The sequence below is a fragment of the Sporolituus thermophilus DSM 23256 genome (assembly GCF_900102435.1).
GTDB lineage: Bacteria > Bacillota > Negativicutes > Sporomusales > Thermosinaceae > Thermosinus > Thermosinus thermophilus.
The window spans coordinates 91,698-111,671 of the sequence record NZ_FNBU01000006.1; the positions used below are offsets into that span (position 1 = coordinate 91,698).

Annotated in this window: 20 protein-coding genes and 1 riboswitch; of the genes, 15 read left to right on the plus strand and 5 right to left on the minus strand. The window is 51.4% G+C overall.

Annotated elements, in window-relative coordinates; translation table 11 throughout:
- Positions 1–32: 32 nt before the first annotated feature.
- The 9 genes from BLQ99_RS05380 (at position 33) to BLQ99_RS05420 (ending at position 7,449) form a co-directional block, all read left to right on the plus strand.
- Entirely contained in the window at positions 33–1,289 is a 1,257-nt protein-coding gene (locus BLQ99_RS05380) for a glycosyltransferase family 39 protein (protein ID WP_093688892.1), read from the plus strand.
- A complete protein-coding gene (locus BLQ99_RS05385) occupies positions 1,268–1,978 on the plus strand; it encodes a glycosyltransferase family 2 protein (protein WP_093688894.1) in 711 nt (236 codons plus the stop codon). Before BLQ99_RS05380 ends, BLQ99_RS05385 begins: the two co-directional genes overlap by 22 nt.
- A gap of 3 nt (positions 1,979–1,981) precedes the next feature.
- On the plus strand, positions 1,982–2,362 hold the full coding sequence (locus tag BLQ99_RS05390; protein ID WP_093688896.1) for a DUF2304 domain-containing protein: 381 nt from the start codon (positions 1,982–1,984) through the stop codon (positions 2,360–2,362).
- Positions 2,359–2,712 (plus strand): DMT family transporter, encoded by a 354-nt coding sequence (locus tag BLQ99_RS05395; protein ID WP_093688898.1) that lies wholly within the window; start codon positions 2,359–2,361, stop codon positions 2,710–2,712. The genes BLQ99_RS05390 and BLQ99_RS05395 overlap by 4 nt, the downstream gene beginning before the upstream one ends.
- Before the next feature lie 6 nt (positions 2,713–2,718).
- Positions 2,719–3,762: a GNAT family N-acetyltransferase gene (locus BLQ99_RS05400; protein ID WP_093688900.1), complete on the plus strand. Its 1,044-nt coding sequence runs from the start codon at positions 2,719–2,721 to the stop codon at positions 3,760–3,762.
- Positions 3,763–3,795: 33 nt separating this feature from the next.
- A complete protein-coding gene (locus tag BLQ99_RS05405; RefSeq protein ID WP_171904600.1) occupies positions 3,796–4,455 on the plus strand; it encodes a class I SAM-dependent methyltransferase in 660 nt (219 codons plus the stop codon).
- Entirely contained in the window at positions 4,448–5,365 is a 918-nt protein-coding gene (locus tag BLQ99_RS05410; RefSeq protein WP_093688904.1) for a DUF3473 domain-containing protein, read from the plus strand. The genes BLQ99_RS05405 and BLQ99_RS05410 overlap by 8 nt, the downstream gene beginning before the upstream one ends.
- Positions 5,366–5,468: 103 nt before the next feature.
- Complete coding sequence (locus BLQ99_RS05415; protein ID WP_093688906.1) at positions 5,469–6,476, plus strand: aldo/keto reductase; 1,008 nt, start codon at positions 5,469–5,471, stop codon at positions 6,474–6,476.
- Positions 6,477–6,672: 196 nt separating this feature from the next.
- Entirely contained in the window at positions 6,673–7,449 is a 777-nt protein-coding gene (locus BLQ99_RS05420; protein ID WP_093688908.1) for a histidinol phosphate phosphatase, read from the plus strand.
- A 75-nt stretch (positions 7,450–7,524) separates the two neighbouring features.
- Here BLQ99_RS05420 and metF read toward each other — a convergent pair whose 3' ends face one another.
- The 4 genes from metF to BLQ99_RS05440 all read right to left on the minus strand — a co-directional run bounded on the left by metF (position 7,525) and on the right by BLQ99_RS05440 (position 11,337).
- A complete protein-coding gene (gene metF, locus BLQ99_RS05425; RefSeq protein WP_093688910.1) occupies positions 7,525–8,382 on the minus strand; it encodes a methylenetetrahydrofolate reductase [NAD(P)H] in 858 nt (285 codons plus the stop codon).
- 162 nt (positions 8,383–8,544) lie between these two features.
- A riboswitch (SAM riboswitch) is annotated at positions 8,545–8,651 on the minus strand.
- Positions 8,652–8,773: 122 nt separating this feature from the next.
- Positions 8,774–9,124 carry a cupin domain-containing protein gene (locus BLQ99_RS05430; RefSeq protein ID WP_093688912.1) on the minus strand — a complete coding sequence of 117 codons (351 nt, stop codon included), beginning with the start codon at positions 9,122–9,124 and terminating at the stop codon, positions 8,774–8,776.
- A 163-nt stretch (positions 9,125–9,287) separates the two neighbouring features.
- Positions 9,288–10,313: a patatin-like phospholipase family protein gene (locus BLQ99_RS05435; RefSeq protein WP_093688914.1), complete on the minus strand. Its 1,026-nt coding sequence runs from the start codon at positions 10,311–10,313 to the stop codon at positions 9,288–9,290.
- A gap of 184 nt (positions 10,314–10,497) precedes the next feature.
- Positions 10,498–11,337, minus strand: a complete 840-nt coding sequence (locus BLQ99_RS05440; RefSeq protein ID WP_093688916.1) for a DUF2935 domain-containing protein — start codon at positions 11,335–11,337, stop codon at positions 10,498–10,500.
- A 351-nt stretch (positions 11,338–11,688) separates the two neighbouring features.
- On the opposite strand from BLQ99_RS05440, the gene BLQ99_RS05445 reads away from it, so the two are divergent.
- From BLQ99_RS05445 to BLQ99_RS05460, 5 genes are all read left to right on the plus strand, one after another.
- Positions 11,689–13,566, plus strand: a complete 1,878-nt coding sequence (locus tag BLQ99_RS05445; protein WP_093688918.1) for a spore germination protein — start codon at positions 11,689–11,691, stop codon at positions 13,564–13,566.
- Positions 13,563–14,672 (plus strand): GerAB/ArcD/ProY family transporter, encoded by a 1,110-nt coding sequence (locus tag BLQ99_RS05450; protein ID WP_093688920.1) that lies wholly within the window; start codon positions 13,563–13,565, stop codon positions 14,670–14,672. Before BLQ99_RS05445 ends, BLQ99_RS05450 begins: the two co-directional genes overlap by 4 nt.
- A complete protein-coding gene (locus BLQ99_RS05455; protein ID WP_093688922.1) occupies positions 14,660–15,913 on the plus strand; it encodes a Ger(x)C family spore germination protein in 1,254 nt (417 codons plus the stop codon). The genes BLQ99_RS05450 and BLQ99_RS05455 overlap by 13 nt, the downstream gene beginning before the upstream one ends.
- Positions 15,914–15,932: 19 nt before the next feature.
- Complete coding sequence (locus BLQ99_RS14900; RefSeq protein ID WP_171904601.1) at positions 15,933–16,091, plus strand: hypothetical protein; 159 nt, start codon at positions 15,933–15,935, stop codon at positions 16,089–16,091.
- A gap of 70 nt (positions 16,092–16,161) precedes the next feature.
- Positions 16,162–17,343, plus strand: coding sequence for a DNA adenine methylase (locus BLQ99_RS05460; protein ID WP_171904602.1), 1,182 nt, complete (start codon positions 16,162–16,164; stop codon positions 17,341–17,343).
- 78 nt (positions 17,344–17,421) lie between these two features.
- Here the strand turns inward: BLQ99_RS05460 and putP are convergent, their stop codons facing one another.
- Entirely contained in the window at positions 17,422–18,903 is a 1,482-nt protein-coding gene (gene putP, locus BLQ99_RS05465; protein WP_093688926.1) for a sodium/proline symporter PutP, read from the minus strand.
- Between the two features lie 127 nt (positions 18,904–19,030).
- Here putP and BLQ99_RS05470 point away from each other — a divergent pair, with 127 nt between their 5' ends.
- Positions 19,031–19,858, plus strand: a complete 828-nt coding sequence (locus BLQ99_RS05470; RefSeq protein WP_093688928.1) for an RMD1 family protein — start codon at positions 19,031–19,033, stop codon at positions 19,856–19,858.
- The last annotated feature ends 116 nt before the right edge of the window (positions 19,859–19,974 follow it).

A 19,974-nucleotide genomic window follows, 5' to 3' on the forward strand; every position in this document is an offset into this window, starting at 1 on the left:
GGTTGTTTGGTACGTAATGGGAGCTGTGCACAGTGTATCAACTATACCACAAATACAAAGATCGTGACTTGGTTGTTCTTGGTTTACTGGTAACGTTAGCGATTGCCAAGAATTTGAGGATTTTTTTTAGTTTTTTGTTTTCGGGCAAAGGCTTTCCCCAATGTGATGACAGCAAATGGTATCTGACATACGCAGGCGCTATATGGCAAAATCTTACCGATGGCCTGGATATGAACGATATCTTGTATTTCGGGTATAATATCCTGCTTACGACTTTGCTTGCGATATTTAAGGATCCTGTTGTTGTCATTTTTATTCAGGCGGTTATTGCTGGCATCGGCGTTATTCTTGTATACAAAATTTCACATATATTATTCAACAGAACAACTGCGATCATTGCTTCACTCTTTTATATCAGCACCTGGGATATTACCCTGTGGTCAATGTACATCCTTTCCGACAGTTTTTTTATCAGCCTCCTGCTGCTCAGCGTATATTTGCTGATCATGGCGCTGGAAACCGGCCTGAAGAAATACAAGCTGTTGTTTGCCGCGACGGCGCTTTATATGCTGGTGTTTAGACCAACGGGGATTATATCGCTGGTTTTTATCCTCATATATCTTGCAATCAGGGTGGAGAAGAAATCACTTGTCCAACTTATAAAAAATCACCGGTGGGTCATCGGCGGCGTTTTGGCGGTAGCCGGTCTTGTTGGTGTTTATCTGGTTACGGGCAATAAATTCGATCCTTTTATCAATTCCCTGCAATTTAATGCTAAAAAGGTACTGTATAATGTTTATGCCAAGGGCTGGATCTATGATAAGCCGACAGTCCACGACTATTTTTTCCGGTCGGATTATAAAATAAACATCTGTAATAGCCTGGTTTTAAGTTATTTAATAAACAACTGGCAACATGTCTTGATACTGTACGCCAAAAGGGCAGTTGCCTTTCTCGGGCATTGGGTATGGAAAACGGATTTGTCAAGTGTTGCCGGCGTAATGATGTTTGTCAGCAATTTGGTGCCGACGGTGCTGTTTTTTACCGGAACGATTGCGGCTATTCGTAACCGCCTGTTTAAAAAAGCGGCGGTCGTGTGGCTGGTTATCCTCGCAATATTTATTTTTTGTGTTTTGGTGTTTATTGACTGGATGTACAGGTACAGGGCGCCGGCCATTCCTTTTATTGCCATTGTTGCCGCATATGGAGCCGATAGGATCATTCACGGGACTTTAATCATTGTGAAAAGATATGGGGATGCTGCTAAATGGAAAAAGGGAAAATGTTAATTGTAATTCCGGCTTTTAATGAGCAAAACAATATCTTGAGAGTGATCGATGATGTTCAAACCAGTCTTCCCGATGCCGATATCCTCGTCGTTAATGATTGTTCCGTCGATAAAACTTCGGCAATTGCCCGCACGGCGGAAGGGGTCAAAGTGATTGACCTGCCTTACAATCTGGGGATTGGCGGCGCAGTCCAGACCGGTTTCAAATACGCGCTTGCCAAGGATTATCGGTATATGGTCCAGATTGATGGCGACGGGCAGCATATTCCCAAAGAAGTAAATAAACTGGTGCTTGCGATGGAACGGACCGGCTGCGATATGGTGATCGGTTCCCGCTTTTTGGATATAAAGTCTTATCGCACTACCTGGGCGAGAAGGCTTGGCATTAAGTTATTTTATTATTTGTTTAGGATTTTAATCCGGACAAAGATTACCGACAGTACTTCCGGGTTTCGGCTGTACAACAGAAAAAGCATTGAAGTATTGGCGAAATACTATTCGAGCGATTATCCCGAGCCAGATGCCATTGTCCTTCTTAAAAAGCATGGCCTTCGTATCCATGAGGTGGGCGTCGAAATGAGGGCGCGCGAGTATGGCGAGTCCTCGATTACACCGCTGAAGAGCCCCTACTATATGGCAAAAGTTATATTATCAATTCTCTGCTCTTGTACCCGGACAAGGTGGGAATAAACAATGGAAGGGTTAATGCTGCATAAGATTCAACTACTGGGAATAGCGTTCAGCCTGGTCATCATTGTTTCAGTATTTTGGCTGATCAGGGCCCGCATGCTGAAAGAAAAATATTCACTGGTGTGGCTGCTGATCGGATTGTTTTTGCTGGTTGTTTCCGTTTTCAAGGATCTGCTGGATTGGTTCGCACGCCTGATCGGGGTCGACTATTCTCCGTCTGCGTTTTTTGCCCTGCTCATTGCCTGCGCTTTCTTGTTATTATTAAACATTAGCGTCAGTATTTCGGACTTAAAAAATCATAACAAAACTCTTACCCAGGAATTGGGTTTAACCAAACTCCGGCTGGAAGAACTTGAAAAGAAAATAGAAAAGGCGGGATTATGATAAGTTATTTGATGCTTTTTGCCAGTGTAACAATGACCGTGGTCGCCAGTACATTGCTGAAAATCGGCAGCAGGACGGTTAACTTCGACGGGGGCCTGTTTAGTATTGCTATGGGATATATGACTTCGCCGGTCATCGTCTTGGGCTTTGCCAGTTATGCCTTGGCGGCCATACTCTGGGTATACTGCCTGTCGGTATTTGATCTGAGCCATGTTACCTTTGTGTCAAGCTTTCAATATGTTTTGCTAATGGCGGTATCGATTTTCGTGTTTCATGAGCAGATCAGCTTGATGAAGTGGGCTGGCTGCATTTTTATTATCATCGGCGTATTTTTGTGGCTGAAAGGATAAAGACGAATGTTTAGCTGTACTCCGTACACCGCGGCTATGAAGGATGAGTGGGATCGGTTCGCGCTCTCCCGCGGCACGATTTTTCATACTATTGCCTTTCGACAAATCCTGTTAAGTGCTTTTGACTATCAGTGCGGCTATCACGCCGTTGTTGACGGCGCGGGCCGCATCCGCGCGCTGTTGCCGCTGGTTATCGGCCGGGATCTCCGATGGAAAAAGGCCGGGATTTCATTGCCGTTCGTAAACTATCTCGACATCTGCGCCGACAGCGAGGATGCCTGGCAATTTGCCATAAATTGCATCCCGGAAATACAGAAAAAGTACCGCCTGGATTATTTGGGGCTAAGGCTAAAGAACCAGGATTTGGACAGCGCGGGCTGGCAGGTAAACCTTCAGCATCATACTTTTGTGCTGCCGCTTTTTGATGACGAGGAGAAGATATTGGCGCTATCTACCGCCAGCAATCGCAACCATGTACGCAAGGTTTATAAAAACAACTGGTTTGCCGTTTCGTTTGACCCTCATCATTTGGACGACTTTTATAAAGTTTATGTTATCAGGATGAAGCAGCTCGGGTCACCTGCCCCGGACATTCGCTTTTTCAAACTTTTCTTCGAGCAGTTGCCCGAACATGCTTTTCTGCTCACCGTGCTTGACCGCGAAACCGGAAAGGTGATTGGCGGCATGCTGCTGCTATTAAGCACGGGTAATGCAACCGTCTATTATCCATATGGGGCGACGCTTGTAGAGTATAACCGAAAGTACATAAATAATTTTATGTACTGGGAAGCGGTGAGGTTTGGCATCCGCAAGGGAATGAAGCATCTTGATCTTGGCCGGTCGCAGACCGGATCGGGCACGTATAAATACAAGGCGCAATGGGGAGCCGAAGCAAAGCAGCTCAAGTACCTGGTGTATGATGGCGGCCGCGAAGTTTCTGGCCCGCCCGACAAAAGTAGCGTCAGTATGTTCGTTAACCTATGGAAGGTCGCGCCCAAATTTCTTACCGACAGGCTGGGCGGACAGTTGATCAAGTATATTCTGCCCTAATCTATAATAATTTACTGAATGGCGGAGGAGACAATGAGCAATAATTGGCAGCGTTATTTTGACCAAAAGGCGCAAACTTATGGGGCATCGGTCAAAGCATCCGATTATTTTGACGATGCCAGTTTTTTTATGCAAAGGGACAACATCTTACGTTGGCTGGGGGAATTAAGAGGTAAGGAAATCCTTGACGCCGGCTGCGGCGTGGGCGCTTTCAGCGAACCGCTTACCGGGCAAAACACGGTTTACGGGGTGGACTTCTCGGAAAAAAGCCTTGAGTTTGCTGCTGCCCGGGGACTGAAAGTAATACCGGGCGACCTGATGACCTTACCTTTTACCGATAATAAGTTTGACGTGGTCTTGTGTATTGGTGTAATACAATTAATTGAACAATACAAGCCGGTTATCGCCGAACTGGCAAGAGTCACAAGGCCGGGAGGAATACTGCTGGTGCAAACTTTGCATAAGCGTTCGCTGCAGCGCAAGGTTCTCGGGTTATTTGAGCCGAAGAAGTTTGACCGGATGTATGACATGGACGAACTAAAGCAGTCATTCACTGACTGTGGCTTGGAAGCTATGGAATTTCTCAAGATGTATCATCCTTTTAAGTTTGTAAGCCAAAGCGGCGACGTCGGGGCATGGTCCGATATCTTCTGTACTTCATTCGCGATCAAAGGGAGAAAGAAAATTGGCTAAACCGGCAAGCGAAGTCAGCGTTTATAATTTGCTTACTTTTGATATCGAAGAATGGTTTCATGCCAATTATGAGCACATAAATCCTGCTGACTACAGAGGCAAAGGCTCTAATTTCAGGGCCCAGGTGGACATGCTGCTCCAGTTATGCAGCGATGCGGGCTGCAATGCCACTTTTTTTGTCCTGGGTTCTATCGGTGAAGATTATCCCGATGTTGTGAGGAAGATAGTGCAGGCAGGGCATGAGGTTGCCGCACACGGCTATGGCCATCACCTGGCTTACAAGCAGACATTTCAAGCGTTTAAAGCGGATGTGCAAAAAGCGGTGGCTATTCTGGAGGATATCACCGGCACTAAGGTTTTAGGATATCGGGCGCCATCATGGTCGATCGTGGAAAGTAACCTTCATTATCTTGAAGCGCTGGAAGAGTTGGGCCTAATGTATGACGCCAGTATTTTTCCGGTCAAAACCTTTCTTTACGGTATTCCGTCGGCTCCCACCGACATTCATAAGCCAAGGGTAAACGGTAGGGAGCTCGGTATTTGGGAGGTACCCACGTCGGTAGTGAGTCTCTTTGGGCGGAATATCGGCTACTCCGGCGGATTTTACTTTCGGTTTTTCCCGGCATTCTTGATCAAAAAAGCCATTCGCGCGGCCAACCGTAAGGGCAGGAGCGTCGTTGTCTACCTGCACCCGCGCGAGCTCGATTGCACGGAACGAAGGCTAATCCTTCCGTGTAAAGAAGCTTTTATACACTATTACAATATCCGGGGAACAAAAGCCAAGCTGGAAGATATAATGATGAGTTTCAGCTTTACGTCGATTGCCACGCAACTTGAGCGCCTGGCGACCACTGCCCAAACCGCCGATCGACAAGAAAGTTTAGTGGCAACCAAGCCCAGCCAATTTTAGAAAATAGTGAAGGTATTTGCAAATAGGCAAAGAAAAATAAAATTAAGAGAATTAGTCCAAAACAGCTGCCGTTTATAAGCGCAAGCGAATGGAGGGATCTCATATGCTGAAACGGCGTTTGGGCCGAACCGGGCTGGAAGTTACAGAAATTAGTTTCGGGGCGTTGCCTATCCAGCGTTGTACGATGGAAGAGGCCGGGCCAATATTGCATGCTGCCCTGGATGCGGGGATTAATTTCATTGATACGGCGCGCGCTTATACCGATAGCGAGGCCAAAATCGGGCAGCATATTGCCGGACGTCGGCGCGAGTTTTATCTGGCAACCAAGAGTATGGCCCGCGATAAGGAAGCCATGGCCAGGGACATTGACCTTAGTTTGAAAACAATGCGGACCGATTACATTGACCTGTACCAGCTACATAATATAAAGACCCGGGCTGATTTTGAGGCGGTTATGGCGCCTGGCGGCGCCCTTGAAGCGCTCAGGGAGGCCAGGCAAGCGGGAAAAATCGGTCATATTGGCATAACCGGGCATAACGTGGAGCTTTTGGCGGAAGCGATAAAAACCGGTGAGTTCAGTACGGTGCAGTTTCCGTTTAACTTTATCGAGACCAGGGCGCTTGATGTGCTTTTCCCGTTGGCCAGGTCGCTGGATGTTGGCTGTATCGTGATGAAGCCGCTGGGCGGCGGACAGGTTAAAAATGTTGAACTTGCCCTCAGGTTTATTCTCGAACAGGATATTGCCGTCGCCATTCCCGGTATGGACCGCGTTGAGCAGGTCGCACAGAATGTGCAAGTGGCGAAGAGTTTCAGGCCGCTTACGGATGAGGAACGGGCGGTACTCGCAGCCGAAGCGCAAGTTATCGGGCCCAATTTCTGCCGGCGCTGCGGTTACTGTTTGCCATGCACGGCAGGGATAGATATTCCTACGGTGTTTATTTTCCATTTGCAATATGTATCTTATGGGCTAAAAGAGGCCATCCCCATGCGTTATGCGGCACTGAAAGCGAAAGCCTCGGACTGCACCGGGTGCGGCGTATGCGAAAAGCGCTGCCCGTATAACCTGGCGATCCGCGAGCGCATGCGGCAGGTGGCTAAAGATTTGGGTTAAGGACAGCAGCAAAAAGCCCTGGTTTCCGGACTTCAGCCGGAAACCGGGGCTTTGCTTGTTGCCGGTACAAAGCCGGAATTTTATAACAATTCTTTGCCCATGGTTTGTTTTAGAAGTTAAGCATAGCCTGTGTTATAATAGGAACTATGAAAAATTTCACGAAACCGGATACATCAGGCCGAACGGAGCGATGACAATGTTGTTTGATACCCATATGCATACCAAGTTTTCTACCGATTCGCGGATGACTATAAATCAGGCTATGACCAAAGCCGGTGAGTTGGGCTTGGGAATTACGATTACCGAGCACATGGACCTTGATTATCCTGAGCCGCAGGCCTTTATTTTTAATCCCGCGGCATATTTCGCCGAGTATGAAAAATACCGCAGCGAGCAGGTTCTGCTTGGTATCGAGATTGGTATGCGGCCTGGCCTGGAGGCCGACAACCGGCGGATTGTCAGGGACTATCCATTTGACTATGTCATTGGTTCGATCCATGTCATTGACAATATAGACATTTATTGCGCCGAGTTTTATAACTTGCGGACGAAAGCTGAAGTTTACCGCCGGTATTTTGATGCGATGGCCGAGTGCCTGGAGTCTTATGAATTTATTGACAGTCTGGGGCATATCGACTATATTGCCCGGTATGCCCGGTTTGCTGATCCTGAAGTCTATTATCACGAGTTTCCGGAGCTCATTGACCGGGTGTTGGCTGCCGCAGCCCGGCGGCAATTGGCTTTGGAGATCAACACCCGACGGTTAAACCGGGAGGAGACGGTAAAGGCGCTTGTTCCGGTCTACCAACGGTTTTACGAGCTGGGCGGGAGACTGGTAACCATTGGTTCGGACGCGCATACTCCCGGCGATATCGGCAAGGGTATGGACGTGGCCCTGGCCATTGCCGATTATTGTCACCTTCGGCCGGTCTGGTTTAAAGACCGGAAAATACAATATGTGAAAAAAAACTAAAAGACAGCCTGGTAACGGCTGTCTTTTTACGTTAGCCTGGCAGATTCGAGTGGTTGCTTTGCCGGTGTGAGGCGCCTAGCGCAGGCCCGTATTCCGGACCAGGGTGCGTGCCAGATGGGGGCGGTTCATGGTATACAGGTGTACACCGTCAATGCCGTGAGCAAGGAGGTCTTCGATCTGGCGGCTGGCGTACTCAAGGCCCGCCTGTTCCATTGCTTCTTTTTGGTGACCATATTTGTCCATCAGCTTAACCAGCGCCGGCGGCAGCGTAGCGCCGCAGAGCGAGCAGATGCGTTCCACCTGGGGGCGGCTGAAGACGGGCATGATGCCGGCCATGACAGGAACGTCAATGCCCAGCGCCCGGGCGTCTTCCAGGAAGCGATAGAGCATGGCGTTGTCGAAAAAGATCTGGGTGATCAGGAAATCGACACCACTGTCCACTTTTTCTTTAAGAAACCGTAGATCGTCCTCCCGGCTGGGGCTTTCCAGGTGCCCTTCAGGGTAGGCGGCTGCGGCGATGCTGCAGGGACGGCGCTGCTGGCGGATAAAGCGGATGAGGTCTTTGGCACGGTAAGGGGTGGGGGGAATAGGGGCGTCTTTTGGAGGGTCGCCCCGTAAGGCAAGGATGTTTTCAATGCCCTGAGCGGCAAATTCGTGCAAGATTGCCTGAATGGTCGCTGCGGTGGCGCCGACGCAGGTAAGGTGCCCCAGGGCGGGAATGCCGTGGTCATGCTGGATGTGTCGGGCTACTTCCAACGTGCGGCCCCGTGTGGAACCGCCTGCGCCGTAGGTAACGCTGATAAAATCGGGCTTTAGCGCTTGCAGTTCTTCAATGCATTGGAAAATGGACTCCAGGGGGGAAGCTGGTTTGGGCGGGAAGGTTTCAAAGGACACGACAGGGCGTTTTTGAGCGAACAGCTGGTGTATCAACATGGGCGGCATCCTTTCTTGGCGTTATTTTTTGGCGCAGGTTTTGTCCAGGGGGGCCAGCCGGGTGCTTCCGACGGCGCCGAGGTGGTCGCCGATAATAAGGTAAAATAAAAGCGTCTCTTTCCGAGAGGAAAGAGACGCCATATTATGGCAGCCATACCTTTCCTCTCATCTTCCAGAATCCGAAGATTCTGCTGGATTTGGCACCAGACGCATTGTTGCCGGTTGCCGCGGTTTCACAGGGCCAGTCCCTCCACCGCTCTTGATAAGAGTACACGGTATACAACTTTTGGAAGTTGAGATTAATATACGCCAAAAATGTATTTTCTGTCAAGGGGTTTATCACTAAACAAACAGGCTTTACGCCAATAATAGCGTAAAGCCTGTTACCATCTTATTTGGAGTAGAGAATTAAAGCGATGTATTCAAGATCTTCCGTACCGGTATTTTCAATGGAGTGGGACTCGCCGTCGGCCGTAAAGACGACGTCGCCGGCTTGGACCTTAACCAGCGTGCCATTATCGTTGACCAGGCCTTCGCCTTTAAGGATGTAGTAAGTCTCAGCGTCGCCATTGTGTTGGTGGTAACCGATAGAGCAGCCCGGCTTGAGAATGCTGTGGGAGAATAACCTGCCTTTGCCTTGCAATTGTTCCATGTCCAACAGTTTAGTCCCAATTACTTCGCCCTTGCCGCCGAACCGGTTGGCGGCAACCTCGGTGACTAATTCGCCGGCCCGTTTAATCATGCTCTCAACTCCCCCTAGATATGTATTATTTGAATTTTCTCTACGTAACCTCTTAATTCCTTTAATGAGTACCGGATTTACTATTTTTTACTAGGATGCAAGATATTGGTTTAACAGACGTGATTTGCTAAAGCGCTGCCAGTGCGCTTGCGCCTAACATGTCTCACGGGCGATTGTATGCTGGGTTTTCAGTGTTATCATACCAAGCGAAATATTTCTCCGTATATCGGCGGCCCGATTCTACCAATGCTTCTTTTTTAGCAGAATCAATTCCAAAATCCATAGTCTTTACTCCTAGTGTATCAATATAGATAGTCCGGTGCCAATCATCGCTATGTAAATGTTGGTTCTGCTGGCTTTCCAAAATAGTTTCGATTAGGCTCCATGTATAGGCAAAAAAGTCGTTTATATCATGGCGAGGTGGTTCAGCATGATCCCGGAATATGGCGATTTCGCTCCCGGAAACCAAACGAAAGCCAAGGGTTTCCTGGTTATAAACATATGGACTAATTTTCTTACCTTCCTCCTGTAGTTGTTGATTATGTTTTTGATAATAGTCAGGTGTTGTTGAAAAACGTTCGACATATTTTCTCCGATCGAAAAGCTTAATTGGGAAATTATCAAGCACTCCGCCATCAACATAACAATCTCCACGGGGGCTGCGCTGAGCTGTGAAGACAAATGGTATTGACATTGATATGCGGACTGCATCAGCAACACACATTCGCGGCGTATGCTCGTGGGAAAAGACTTCCGCAAATTTCGTTGATAAGTTTGTGCCTATAAAATACAAGTCTTTAAAATTATTCGTTTCTTTTAACTTTTGAATATCATGAAAGGTTGCCTCACTGTTTCCGGTTTTAGCACTAATTAAATTTCCCACCCATTCGCGGAAAAAATTACCTCGGTACCACCCAAATTGGGAGATTAATCTACGCGTGTCTCGAATAATTCCCCACGTATCATCTAAAAATTGGCGAAAGTGCAATTCACTTATAATGTTTTTAATTTCTTTTGCGGTGTAATTTAAGCCGACCAATAAAGCAGCTATTGCACCAGCCGAAGTACCACCGACTCGCTTAATGTTCGGCAAGATCTCTTTTTCTTTTAGCACTTCGAGAGCACCGCTGTACGCTATTCCCTTAACACCGCCGCCTTCAAACACTAAATTGCGAAAATGGTAGGACACGATAACGCTCCTCCCCCTAAATCGGTTTTTATAAAAAAATATTACCAGTTTACCCCAGTGATACCATTGCCTCACTTTTTTTAGCTGATCCGGGGTCAGCTCGGGGATTTTTACAGTTGGCATCGGCCTGGCGGCGCACGCATAAATAAGAATAGCAGCCGTGATTGGCTGCCATGTTGGTTACTTACCGAAAGTCATGATCGCAGAGGATTATATCCGGGTTACTGCCTTGCATCATTTCGCCATGTATCAATTCAAGAACTTCCAGGAAGTGCTCCGCCTCGCGCCGGACATGATCGGCTAATAGCGGCGGGATTAGCGAGAGTACGGCGCACTGTTTGATAAGCTCTTCTGCGGCTGCTTTAAAATCGCGCAGGCGTATTGTAGCATCTGTTACTTCTTTTTCAAAACGTATGAAGTCGGGGGTTGGGCGGAAGTGCCACAGCATGCTGTCGAAGTCACGGGCATGCAATTGCAGCTGGTCGAACTTATTGCTGAGGACATTGGTTTTGTCGATGAATTCGCGCTCAGAAGGGTCGAGCAAACCACGGATGAATTTTAAATGATCAGCCATAATCCTGAGCCAGAATACGTTTTCGCTAACGATAGCATCTACAGGATACCGCATTTCCCCATTGCGGATTTTTTCCAGTATTTTGTAGAAGTACAGCGCTTCACGGGATATGTGGTCAATTAATAAGGGATAGTTAGAACCACCGCGGAGTTTACATTCGATAAGCAGGTGAAGGAGGTGCCGTTTAAAGCTGAAGATGTTTTTAACAGCGGTTAAAACTTGTTTCACGAAGCTGCGAAAATGATCATCGCATTGAACTTGGCAGGCCTGCTTTTCCAGCTCGGCAAAACAGTCATAGAACCGTTGGGCTTCTTCAATTAATGCGGTCTGGTCGCACGGCAGGCCTAATTTAATAAAAAGAGAATGTTCTTTCATTATCCGAAGCCAAAACCTAATTTCATGGATGGTAAGGGGAACAAAGGGTTCCACTTCCCGGCAAAAGATATCCATATAATTTTCCCACCTTTGCAAGAAATTGTTTAGTATATTTTATGTTGTTCTACATAAGCAGGTGTCTAGCCGTATAACGCGAACCAAACAAGTAAAATCCAGCTATTGCCGGGCCGAAGCGGTTGCCCGCTTTTTTAACCAAGCAACTATAAAGTGTTTGCCAAAAGGATATAAGAACAAAGGTTACGACGTTCGAGGAAGGTAATTTACCGCGGAAACTGTCCTGGTAAGCCTCAAGCAGCAGTGAGCAGGCCCACCGGCGCGCCGCTAATGAAGCAGTCGCGCCGGTTATATTTTTGGCAGGGGAGGAAACAATATCCATGACAATGTTTATGGGGGTGACGGCTGCCGATGGAGACCGTTTTTACGAAAGCATATCGCGCGTTTCGCAATTTTATTGTCTACCAGCCGCCCCGCCAGCAGCCTCCGTTCGTGCTTGACGAGAGCGAATCCTATGAACGCGAGCCCGAAGCGGATGCAACCGCCCCGCTGGCCGATGCCGCCGCCCAGCTTGCCACCTTGCTGGACTATGCCCGCGATTTACGCCGCGTCATGGAGAAAGCCCACGCCGCCTTAAGCCGCGCGGATGGAAAACAGCGTCTTGCCAACCTGGCCCAGGAACTGGAATTACTCGAACAGCGCCGGCAGGAACTGACGCCTATCCGTCTCGCCTATGACAGCGGCTCGCCGCCGCTCAAGCGCACCGTAAGCGCCAGTCTGACCGAGAACGAGAAAATCCTGCGCGAGCTGTACAGCCTGCCGGAAAACAAAGACTTTATTCTCCGCCAGTTTGAAATTCCGGCGCCAAAACCAGTCAAGGCCATGCTGGCGTTTCTCGACGGCATGGTGGACAACAAGGCAATCACTCTCTCGATCCTCCAGCCCCTGCAGCTACTATCCGGTACTGATGCCTTTAACGCCGGCGACGCCGAAAATATTGTCCGGACGCTGAACGAGTATTTACCTAACAACGAAATTAAGGTGCTGACTGAATTTGCCCAAATTGCCAAAGGAATCAATGACGGCGATACCGTGTTGTTTCTTGACGGCGCCAACCAGGCCCTGCTCCTGGGCAGTAAAGGCTTTGCCAAGCGCAGCGTGGGCACGCCGCGCATCGAGCAGACGGTGCGGGGGGCGCAGGCGGCGTTTACGGAAAACCTGCGTACCAACACCAGTCTGATCCGGACCATTTTTCCAACCAGCGAGCTGGTGACCGAAATCTTTACCGTTGGTGACCGCGCGCCTGTAAAATGCGCCATCATGTACCTAAAGCCGGTAGCCAACCCCAAGGTAGTAGCCGAGCTCAAGCGCCGCCTGACAAGTATCACGACCGACTATATCAGTGATATTGGCGTCTTGGAACAGTTCATCGAGGACCACCCCAGCATCCCCTTTCCCCAGATGTTGTCGACCGAGCGGCCCGACAGGGCGGCGGTCCATCTGGCCGAAGGCCGGATTGCCTTGCTGCTGAACGGCATACCCTTTGCGCATATCCTCCCGGTCAGTTTCTTCTCTTTTTTTCATTCCAACGAAGATTACGGCCTCAAGTTTCCGGCCGGCAGTTTCATGCGTGTCCTGCGTCTGTTAGCCGCATTTCTGTCGGTAACGCTGCCGTCTTTATACATTGCCATCAACTATTTCCACCAGGAAGCGCTTCCCACCGAGCTGGCCCTGGCCATTGCCGGCGCGCGCGAGGCCGTGCCGTCGCCGGCATTATTTGAAATTGTGCTCATGGAGTTTTCCTTTGAACTCATCCGGGAAGCGGGACTGCGAATTCCCGGCATGCTGGGGCCAACGATAGGTATTGTCGGCGCCATTATCATCGGCCAGGCGGCGGTAGCGGCCAATATCGTCAGCCCCATTATGGTAGTCATCATCGCCATTACCGGTCTGGCCTCCTTCGGCACTCCCGACTACCGGATGGCTTTCGCCTTCCGCTTAATCCGGTTTGTCTACCTGGTCTTCGCTGCAATCTTCGGTCTGGTCGGCCTGGCGGTCAGCCTGCTATTGACGACGGCGATCCTTTGTACCATGAAATCTTTTGGCGTGCCCTACATGGTACCAATCGCGCCCAAGGTGACGCCCAACCTGGACGTGGTTATCCGGGGCAGCGTCTTTAAGCAGGAGCGGCGCCCGGATGCTTTGAGTCCGCAGGACAGCCGTCGTCAGCCAAGCATCAGCCGCCCCTGGACAATGGAAAAACCGGTCGGGAAGGAGGACGAGCCATGACCTACGAACCAGGGCGAATGGGCATTGCCGAAGGAATGGCCTTGGCGTTCATCCTTACTATTCCGCGCCTCTTTATCACTGTTCCGGCCGAAATGCTCGATATTGCCGCCGGCCTGGCCTGGCTGATGCCGCTCGCGAGCGGCATCGGCGCGTTTGCGGGCTGCTGGTTGCTGGTCTTTGTCCTCAGCCGCCTGCCCGGTTATGATCTGGTTGGCGCTGCTTATCATCTGCTCGGGCGGGCGGGGGGCTTCTTGGTCGGTTTGTTTTACGTCGGCTACTTTTTCCTTGACGCCGTGCTGCTCCTCCGCCAGTTCGCCGAAAACACTTTGCTCACGGCTCTGCCGCTCTTGGAGTTTAGCATAGCTGTCGCCGTTTATGCGCTGGTAGCCGGGGTACTGGTCTACATTGGCGTCGAGGGGATTGCCCGCACCACTTACCTTCTAATGCCGCTGGGCAGCGTTCCGCTCCTGGTCGTGCTTGCCCTCCTTTTCCCGTTTTATAATGTTTACCACCTCTTGCCCTGGCAGGGGACAGGACTGGGGGCGGTCATGCCGCCTGCCCTGATTGGGGCAGGTTATAACAGCGGGGTACTGGCACTTTTCATTTTGGCCAAGGCGCTGCAAGACCTGCGGACGGTAAAGGCTGCCACCCTGTACGGCCTGGGCGCTTCGATAGCGCTTAAGGCGCTATGTACTTTTATCTTTACCCTGGTATTCGGGTACACGACCGGGCGGGAAAAGATGTTGCCTTTTTATGAGATGGCCCGGCTGGTATACCTTGGCCGCTATGTGCAGCGCATCGAAGCGCTTTTTATTCTGCTGTGGGTGATGTACGGCATATTGGCCATTGCGGCCAACCTGTTCATGGGGCTGTATCTCGTGGCGCGCCTTTTTGGCCTGCCCGCCATTCGGCCGCTCATTCCGGTAGCGGCGCTGACCGTTGCGTTCTTGGCTATGATCCCGCAAGATATTACCGATACCGTAACCCTTGACACCGTCTTTATCCAGACCTATGCGGCAGCGGCGATTTATGCCGTGCCGGGCCTCTTATTGGCCGCGAGTTGGCGGAAAGACCGCCGGAAGGGGGCGAAAGGATGCGCCGGTTAGCCTTATTCATCATGCTCATGGTCTGTTCGGCCGTTGCTGCTGGCTGCGCTGGCGCGCGCGAAACCGACGAAATTGCCTATGTGCTGGCCATCGGCCTTGACAAGGGCGATGAGCCGGGAAAAATTCGCGTTACCTATCAGATTGCTGTGCCCCGTACCCTGGCCGGCGGTTCGCAGGCAGGGGGCGGCAAGAGCGATCAGAGCAGCGTCCTCATTACCCTGGAGGCGCCGTCGCTGGCCGAAGCGCGCAATCTCCTGAACTCAGCCGTTTCCCGCATTCCCAACCTGTCGCACACCAAAGTGTTTATCTTTGGCGAGGAGATAGCGCGCGCCGGGGTGGCGGACGTGCTGGGCCCGCTCATGCGCTTTCGCGAGTTTCGCGGTTCGATGTTTGTCATGATCGCCAACGAAGACACGGCCCAGCATTTTATGGAAAAAAACAAACCCAAGCTGGAAATCCTTACGTCGCGTTTTTATGAAAACATGCTGCTCGGAGGGGAAGAGACGTCCTATTATCTGCGCACCAATTTGCATGATTTCTATTTACAATATAAGACTGGCAATATGGCCCCTATCGCCGTTTTAGCCGGGGCGCCGAAAGAAGAAGAAAACGAAGAAGCGCCGGTGCGGCAGGCGCGGCCGCCGGCGCGGGCCGATGAGTATGTGGGCCACACGCCACGCGTGAAATCTACGGAAACGGCGGCGGAGGCGCTGGGCACGGCGGTGTTTGTCCGCGACCGGATGGTGGGCAAACTGACAAACCAAGAGACGCGCATGATGGCGATTCTTACTAACCAATTTCGCCGCGGCTTTCTGGTTTTTGACGACCCCCTGGAGCCGGAAAAAATCGTCCACGTCAACGCGCGCTTGGGCGAGCCGACCAAAATTGCCGTCAACTTTGTCGACGGCCGGCCGGTCATCGACATTTCCGTCTTTCTGGAGGGGGAAATCACGAGCATTTCCAGCGGCATCAACTATGAACAGCAAGAGTATCGGAGCCTGCTTGAAGCGCAGGTTTCCCGGCTTATCGAGCGCGAAACGGGGCGGACGCTGCACAAGCTCCAGAGCTTGGGGGCCGACGTTATTGGCTTTGGCTACCGGGCCCGCCGGCATTTCGCCACTTGGCAGGAATGGCAGGCCTTTGACTGGGCGGCGGCTTATCAGCAGGCGACCTTCCGTGTGCAGGTCAAGACGGAAATCCGCCGCCACGGCTTGATGTGGCGGACTTCGCCGGTTAAATGACGGCGCGGAGGTGCTGGATATGGATTATCTGTACGGGCTGGCTGTTGGACTCGCATGCATCCATGCCCTGACTTATGCCCGCTGGCTGAAAGCGGGCGGCAACCGCGCGGGCGCCTGGGGGGTCTTTGCGCTGACAATGGTTTGTCTGGGCCTGTATGTGTACGTTGTGGTGCGCTAAGGGATCTTTTCCGAACTTTGGCAGGAACAAAACGAGCGGCTTGTAGAATAAAAAAATGCGGTGGCAACGTTTGACTAATCATGACAACCTCAGTCTGGATGATGCAAAGGAGTCGAAGATGCAGCCACTCATCAAATGGCCGGGCGGCAAAGCACGGGAGTTTCGTTACATCGAACAGCTAATCCCGCCGTTTGACCGGTATATTGAGCCGTTTTTCGGCGGCGGCGCCGTTTATTTCCGGCTGGAACCGCAGCGGGCGCTTGTCAACGATATCTCGGCTGACTTGATGCAATTTTACCGCTTTGTTCGGGACGGTAGTGAGCGCTTTGCTACCTGTCTACGGACTTTTGCGCTCTATTGGGGCAGGATGGCTGAATTTACGGCTATGCTATGGCCTGATGCGGCAGCGGTGTATCACCAGTGCCGCGCGAGTGCGCTCAAGCCTGATGCTTTAAATCCCTTGATAGAAGCAGTGCTGGCGAAGCGGCGCCAGCTTTTCCGGGAATTGTTTGACAGCGAGCTGTTTGTGGATCACACGCGTTTTGCCGCGGTGCTATGCGTCAGTCTTGTCGATAAGCTGCGGCGGCTGCTTAAGCTGGAGGTGGCGTTAGGGCGGCCGCTCAGCGACGGCGAATTGTACGCCAACCTGGAAACAGGGCTGCGTAGCGGTTTTTACCTGCATTTTCGCGGTCTTTATAACGACGCCGCCCTCGGCCGGCCGCTGCCGCGGAACCTGGCGCCTGAAGAGCGGGCGGCTTATTTCTACTTTATCCGCGAATACTGCTACGGCGCCATGTTTCGCTACAATCACGCCGGCGAGTTCAATATTCCTTATGGCGGGATGGCCTATAACGGCAAAGATTTCGGCAAGAAGATTAACCGGTTGCTAGCGCCGGCGACGGTGCGCTGTCTGGCCGGGGCTGAGCTCTATAACCTCGATTTTGCCGATTTTCTCGATGCAGCGCGCCCGACGGACCGCGACTTTGTCTTTCTCGATCCGCCGTATGACAGCGACTTTGCCGATTACGAGGGCCGGACGTTCACGCGCGCCGACCAGCGCCGACTGGCTGAACGGCTGTATTGTCTGGACGCGCCGTTTATCCTGATTATTAAAAATACCGACTACATCCGTACGCTTTATACCGGCCGATCCAACCTAACCATCGTGTCTTTTGATAAACAGTACGCGTATAATGTCCGGCGCCGTAACAACCGTCAGGCTAAGCATTTGATTATTACCAATATCGTCTAGTAAGCGACAAAAAGAGCCGTCCAGGCAAGGACGGCCTCTTCTGGCGCGGATCAGGCGCGGGCGTAAATTGCAGCGGTTTTATATATCGCTCTTCTTTACTTTTTCAAATTCATCCATAATTTCCTGTGCCGGCGGCTTATCCAGGAGGCTGACAATGTAGATCGCCAGCAGGGAGAAGGCAAAACCGGGGACGATTTCATACAGGCCCAGCCAGGCAAACTGTTTCCAAATCAGCACCGTCAGGCCGCCGGCGATAATGCCGGCCAGGGCGCCGTTACGGGTCATGCGCTTCCAGAAGAGGGACATGAGGATCATCGGGCCAAAGGCGGCGCCGAAGCCAGCCCAGGCGTAGGCTACCAGGTCGAGGATAAAGTTGTTCGGGTCAAGGCCGAGCAGGACGCCGAGGACGGTAACGGCGACTACGGTCAGGCGGCTGACCCATACTAGTTCGTGCTCGCTGGCGGTAGGCCGGATAAGGGCTTTATAAAAGTCCTGCGCAAACGCCGAGGCGGTGACCAAAAGCTGTGACGAGGCGGTGCTCATGATGGCGGCCAGTACGGCGGACAAAACCAGGCCGGCAAAGAAGGAACTAAACAGGTCATTGGTCATAACCAGGAACACCGTTTCGACATCAGTGCCGGTCAGCGGCTGTTTGAGGTATACCCGGCCGACCATGCCGACAAGGACGGCGGCGGCCAGCGAGAAGACCACCCAGGTCATGGCGATGTTGGTGGCGTGTTTGATCTCGGCGGAAGAGCGGATGGCCATGAACCGTACCAGGATGTGCGGCTGGCCGAAATAACCAAGGCCCCAGGCCAGCAGCGAAACAATGGCTACCAGGGACAGGGGCTTGCCGTCCGGGTTGGTGAAGGGGTTGAACAGCTCGCCGTTTATAGCGTGGAGGGCGTTATAGGTGGCGGCCGGACCGCCGATCAGTATCATGGCGGCAATCGGGACAACCAGGATGGCGAAAAACATCATAACGCCCTGGACAAAGTCGGTCCAGCATACGGCCATGAAGCCGCCCAGAAAGGTATAAAAGACGATAACAAAGGCGCCGACCACCATCGCCCAGGCGTAGGGGATGCCGAACACGGTGTGAAACAGCTTGCCGCCGGCCACGAACCCGGACGAAGTATAAATAAGGAAAAAGATAAGGATGAAGATGGCGGAAACAATGCGCAGGGTTTGGGATGTGTCGCGGAACCGGTTTTGGAAATAGTCGGGAAGGGTGAGGGAGTCGTTGGCAATCTGGGTGTACTTGCGCAGCCGCTTGGCCACAAACACCCAGTTGGCCCAGGTGCCCAGGATCAGTCCTAAGGCAATCCAGCCGGCCTGGATGCCGGCCGCGTAGGCAAAACCAGGCAGGCCCATGAGCATCCAGCCGCTCATGTCCGACGCTTCGGCGCTCATGGAAGTGACCCAGGCGCCAAGCTGGCGGCCGCCGAGAATGTATTCCGACATGCTGCGCGTTCGGCGGTAGTAGATCACACCGATCAGCATCATGCCGATAAGATAAAGAATAAAGGCAGCAAGAACTCCTATGCTGTATCCGGTCATAACCAATTCTCCTTTTTATGTAATTATGACCAAATTATACGCTGAAAGGCGCCGGCCGGACAAGCGTTTTCTCATAGGCCCTGCCAAAATCGGGAAAACTGGGAAAAGAGGGAAGCGGAGTTAAACTATGGCCCAAACTGAATTTAAAGCCGTCGTACTGGCAAATGAAATTGATTTGGCGAAAATCGCCAAACACTTCGGCATAAACCGCAAGTTCAAATGGGAAGACTCGCTGGTTCTGCGGGAAAAGGATTTCCAGGGCATTGTCCGGCAGCCGGAGAACAAGGCAGTTTATCTGTTCTCCTTCGGCAGTTTGGTGTTTATTAACTGCCAGCCCCATGAAATTACCGACATTGTTAGCTATCTCCACCGCATTGAGCCGAATTTGCATACCGCCAATATCTTTGAGTTCACCGACGACTATGTGTTGGCAGCCGATGCCGGCCAGCCGCCGGCTCTCAACAACGATTATATGGTTACCGAGCAGGTACAGGGGTTCCAGGAAGAAATTGTGGCCACGGTGCTGGCCAAATCGGTGGCCCTCGACCGGATTGAAGCGCAGATTGGCGTGCTGCTGGACGAGGTGGAAGATATTATTACTTACCTGGAAGAGGGACGGCTAACCGTGTCGGACCGGCAGCTGGCCCAATTATCGGGCCGGATTTTGGGGTTCAAGTATAACACCATCTCTTATATCATGCTGCTGGACAAGCCGGATATTGCCTGGATCAGCGAGGAGGCGGACGCCTTGTATGCCGAGCTTAGCACCATATTTGAACTCGACGGCCGGTATGAAATAATCCGCCACAAAACGCACACCCTGATGGACATCACCGAAGTTTTTTCCGGGCTGTCCCATGCCCGGCGCGGCACGCTGCTGGAATGGGCGGTGATTATTCTTATTGCCATTGAAATTTGCCTGTCACTGTTTGAGATTTTCTTTTTAAACCGCTGAGATAATCATGCCAATATATTGGCACACAAGCGCTGGAAAATATAAGCGTTCCACCACTTTCAACTTTCCGGTTGCAACTTTCCAGGGTGGAGTTAAGGTTAATACGAACCGCAGAG

Excerpts from the sequence above, each read along its gene's own strand:
- BLQ99_RS05385 (WP_093688894.1), top strand. The coding sequence starts at position 1,268 with ATGGAAAAAGGGAAAATGTTAATTGTAATTCCGGCTTTTAATGAGCAA.
- BLQ99_RS05390 (WP_093688896.1), top strand. The coding sequence starts at position 1,982 with ATGGAAGGGTTAATGCTGCATAAGATTCAACTACTGGGAATAGCGTTC.
- BLQ99_RS05395 (WP_093688898.1), top strand. The coding sequence starts at position 2,359 with ATGATAAGTTATTTGATGCTTTTTGCCAGTGTAACAATGACCGTGGTC.
- BLQ99_RS05400 (WP_093688900.1), top strand. The coding sequence starts at position 2,719 with ATGTTTAGCTGTACTCCGTACACCGCGGCTATGAAGGATGAGTGGGAT.
- BLQ99_RS05405 (WP_171904600.1), top strand. The coding sequence starts at position 3,796 with ATGAGCAATAATTGGCAGCGTTATTTTGACCAAAAGGCGCAAACTTAT.
- BLQ99_RS05415 (WP_093688906.1), top strand. The coding sequence starts at position 5,469 with ATGCTGAAACGGCGTTTGGGCCGAACCGGGCTGGAAGTTACAGAAATT.
- BLQ99_RS05420 (WP_093688908.1), top strand. The coding sequence starts at position 6,673 with ATGTTGTTTGATACCCATATGCATACCAAGTTTTCTACCGATTCGCGG.
- metF (WP_093688910.1), bottom strand. The coding sequence starts at position 8,382 with ATGTTGATACACCAGCTGTTCGCTCAAAAACGCCCTGTCGTGTCCTTT.
- BLQ99_RS05430 (WP_093688912.1), bottom strand. The coding sequence starts at position 9,124 with ATGATTAAACGGGCCGGCGAATTAGTCACCGAGGTTGCCGCCAACCGG.
- BLQ99_RS05440 (WP_093688916.1), bottom strand. The coding sequence starts at position 11,337 with ATGGATATCTTTTGCCGGGAAGTGGAACCCTTTGTTCCCCTTACCATC.
- BLQ99_RS05445 (WP_093688918.1), top strand. The coding sequence starts at position 11,689 with ATGGAGACCGTTTTTACGAAAGCATATCGCGCGTTTCGCAATTTTATT.
- BLQ99_RS05450 (WP_093688920.1), top strand. The coding sequence starts at position 13,563 with ATGACCTACGAACCAGGGCGAATGGGCATTGCCGAAGGAATGGCCTTG.
- BLQ99_RS05455 (WP_093688922.1), top strand. The coding sequence starts at position 14,660 with ATGCGCCGGTTAGCCTTATTCATCATGCTCATGGTCTGTTCGGCCGTT.
- BLQ99_RS14900 (WP_171904601.1), top strand. The coding sequence starts at position 15,933 with ATGGATTATCTGTACGGGCTGGCTGTTGGACTCGCATGCATCCATGCC.
- putP (WP_093688926.1), bottom strand. The coding sequence starts at position 18,903 with ATGACCGGATACAGCATAGGAGTTCTTGCTGCCTTTATTCTTTATCTT.
- BLQ99_RS05470 (WP_093688928.1), top strand. The coding sequence starts at position 19,031 with ATGGCCCAAACTGAATTTAAAGCCGTCGTACTGGCAAATGAAATTGAT.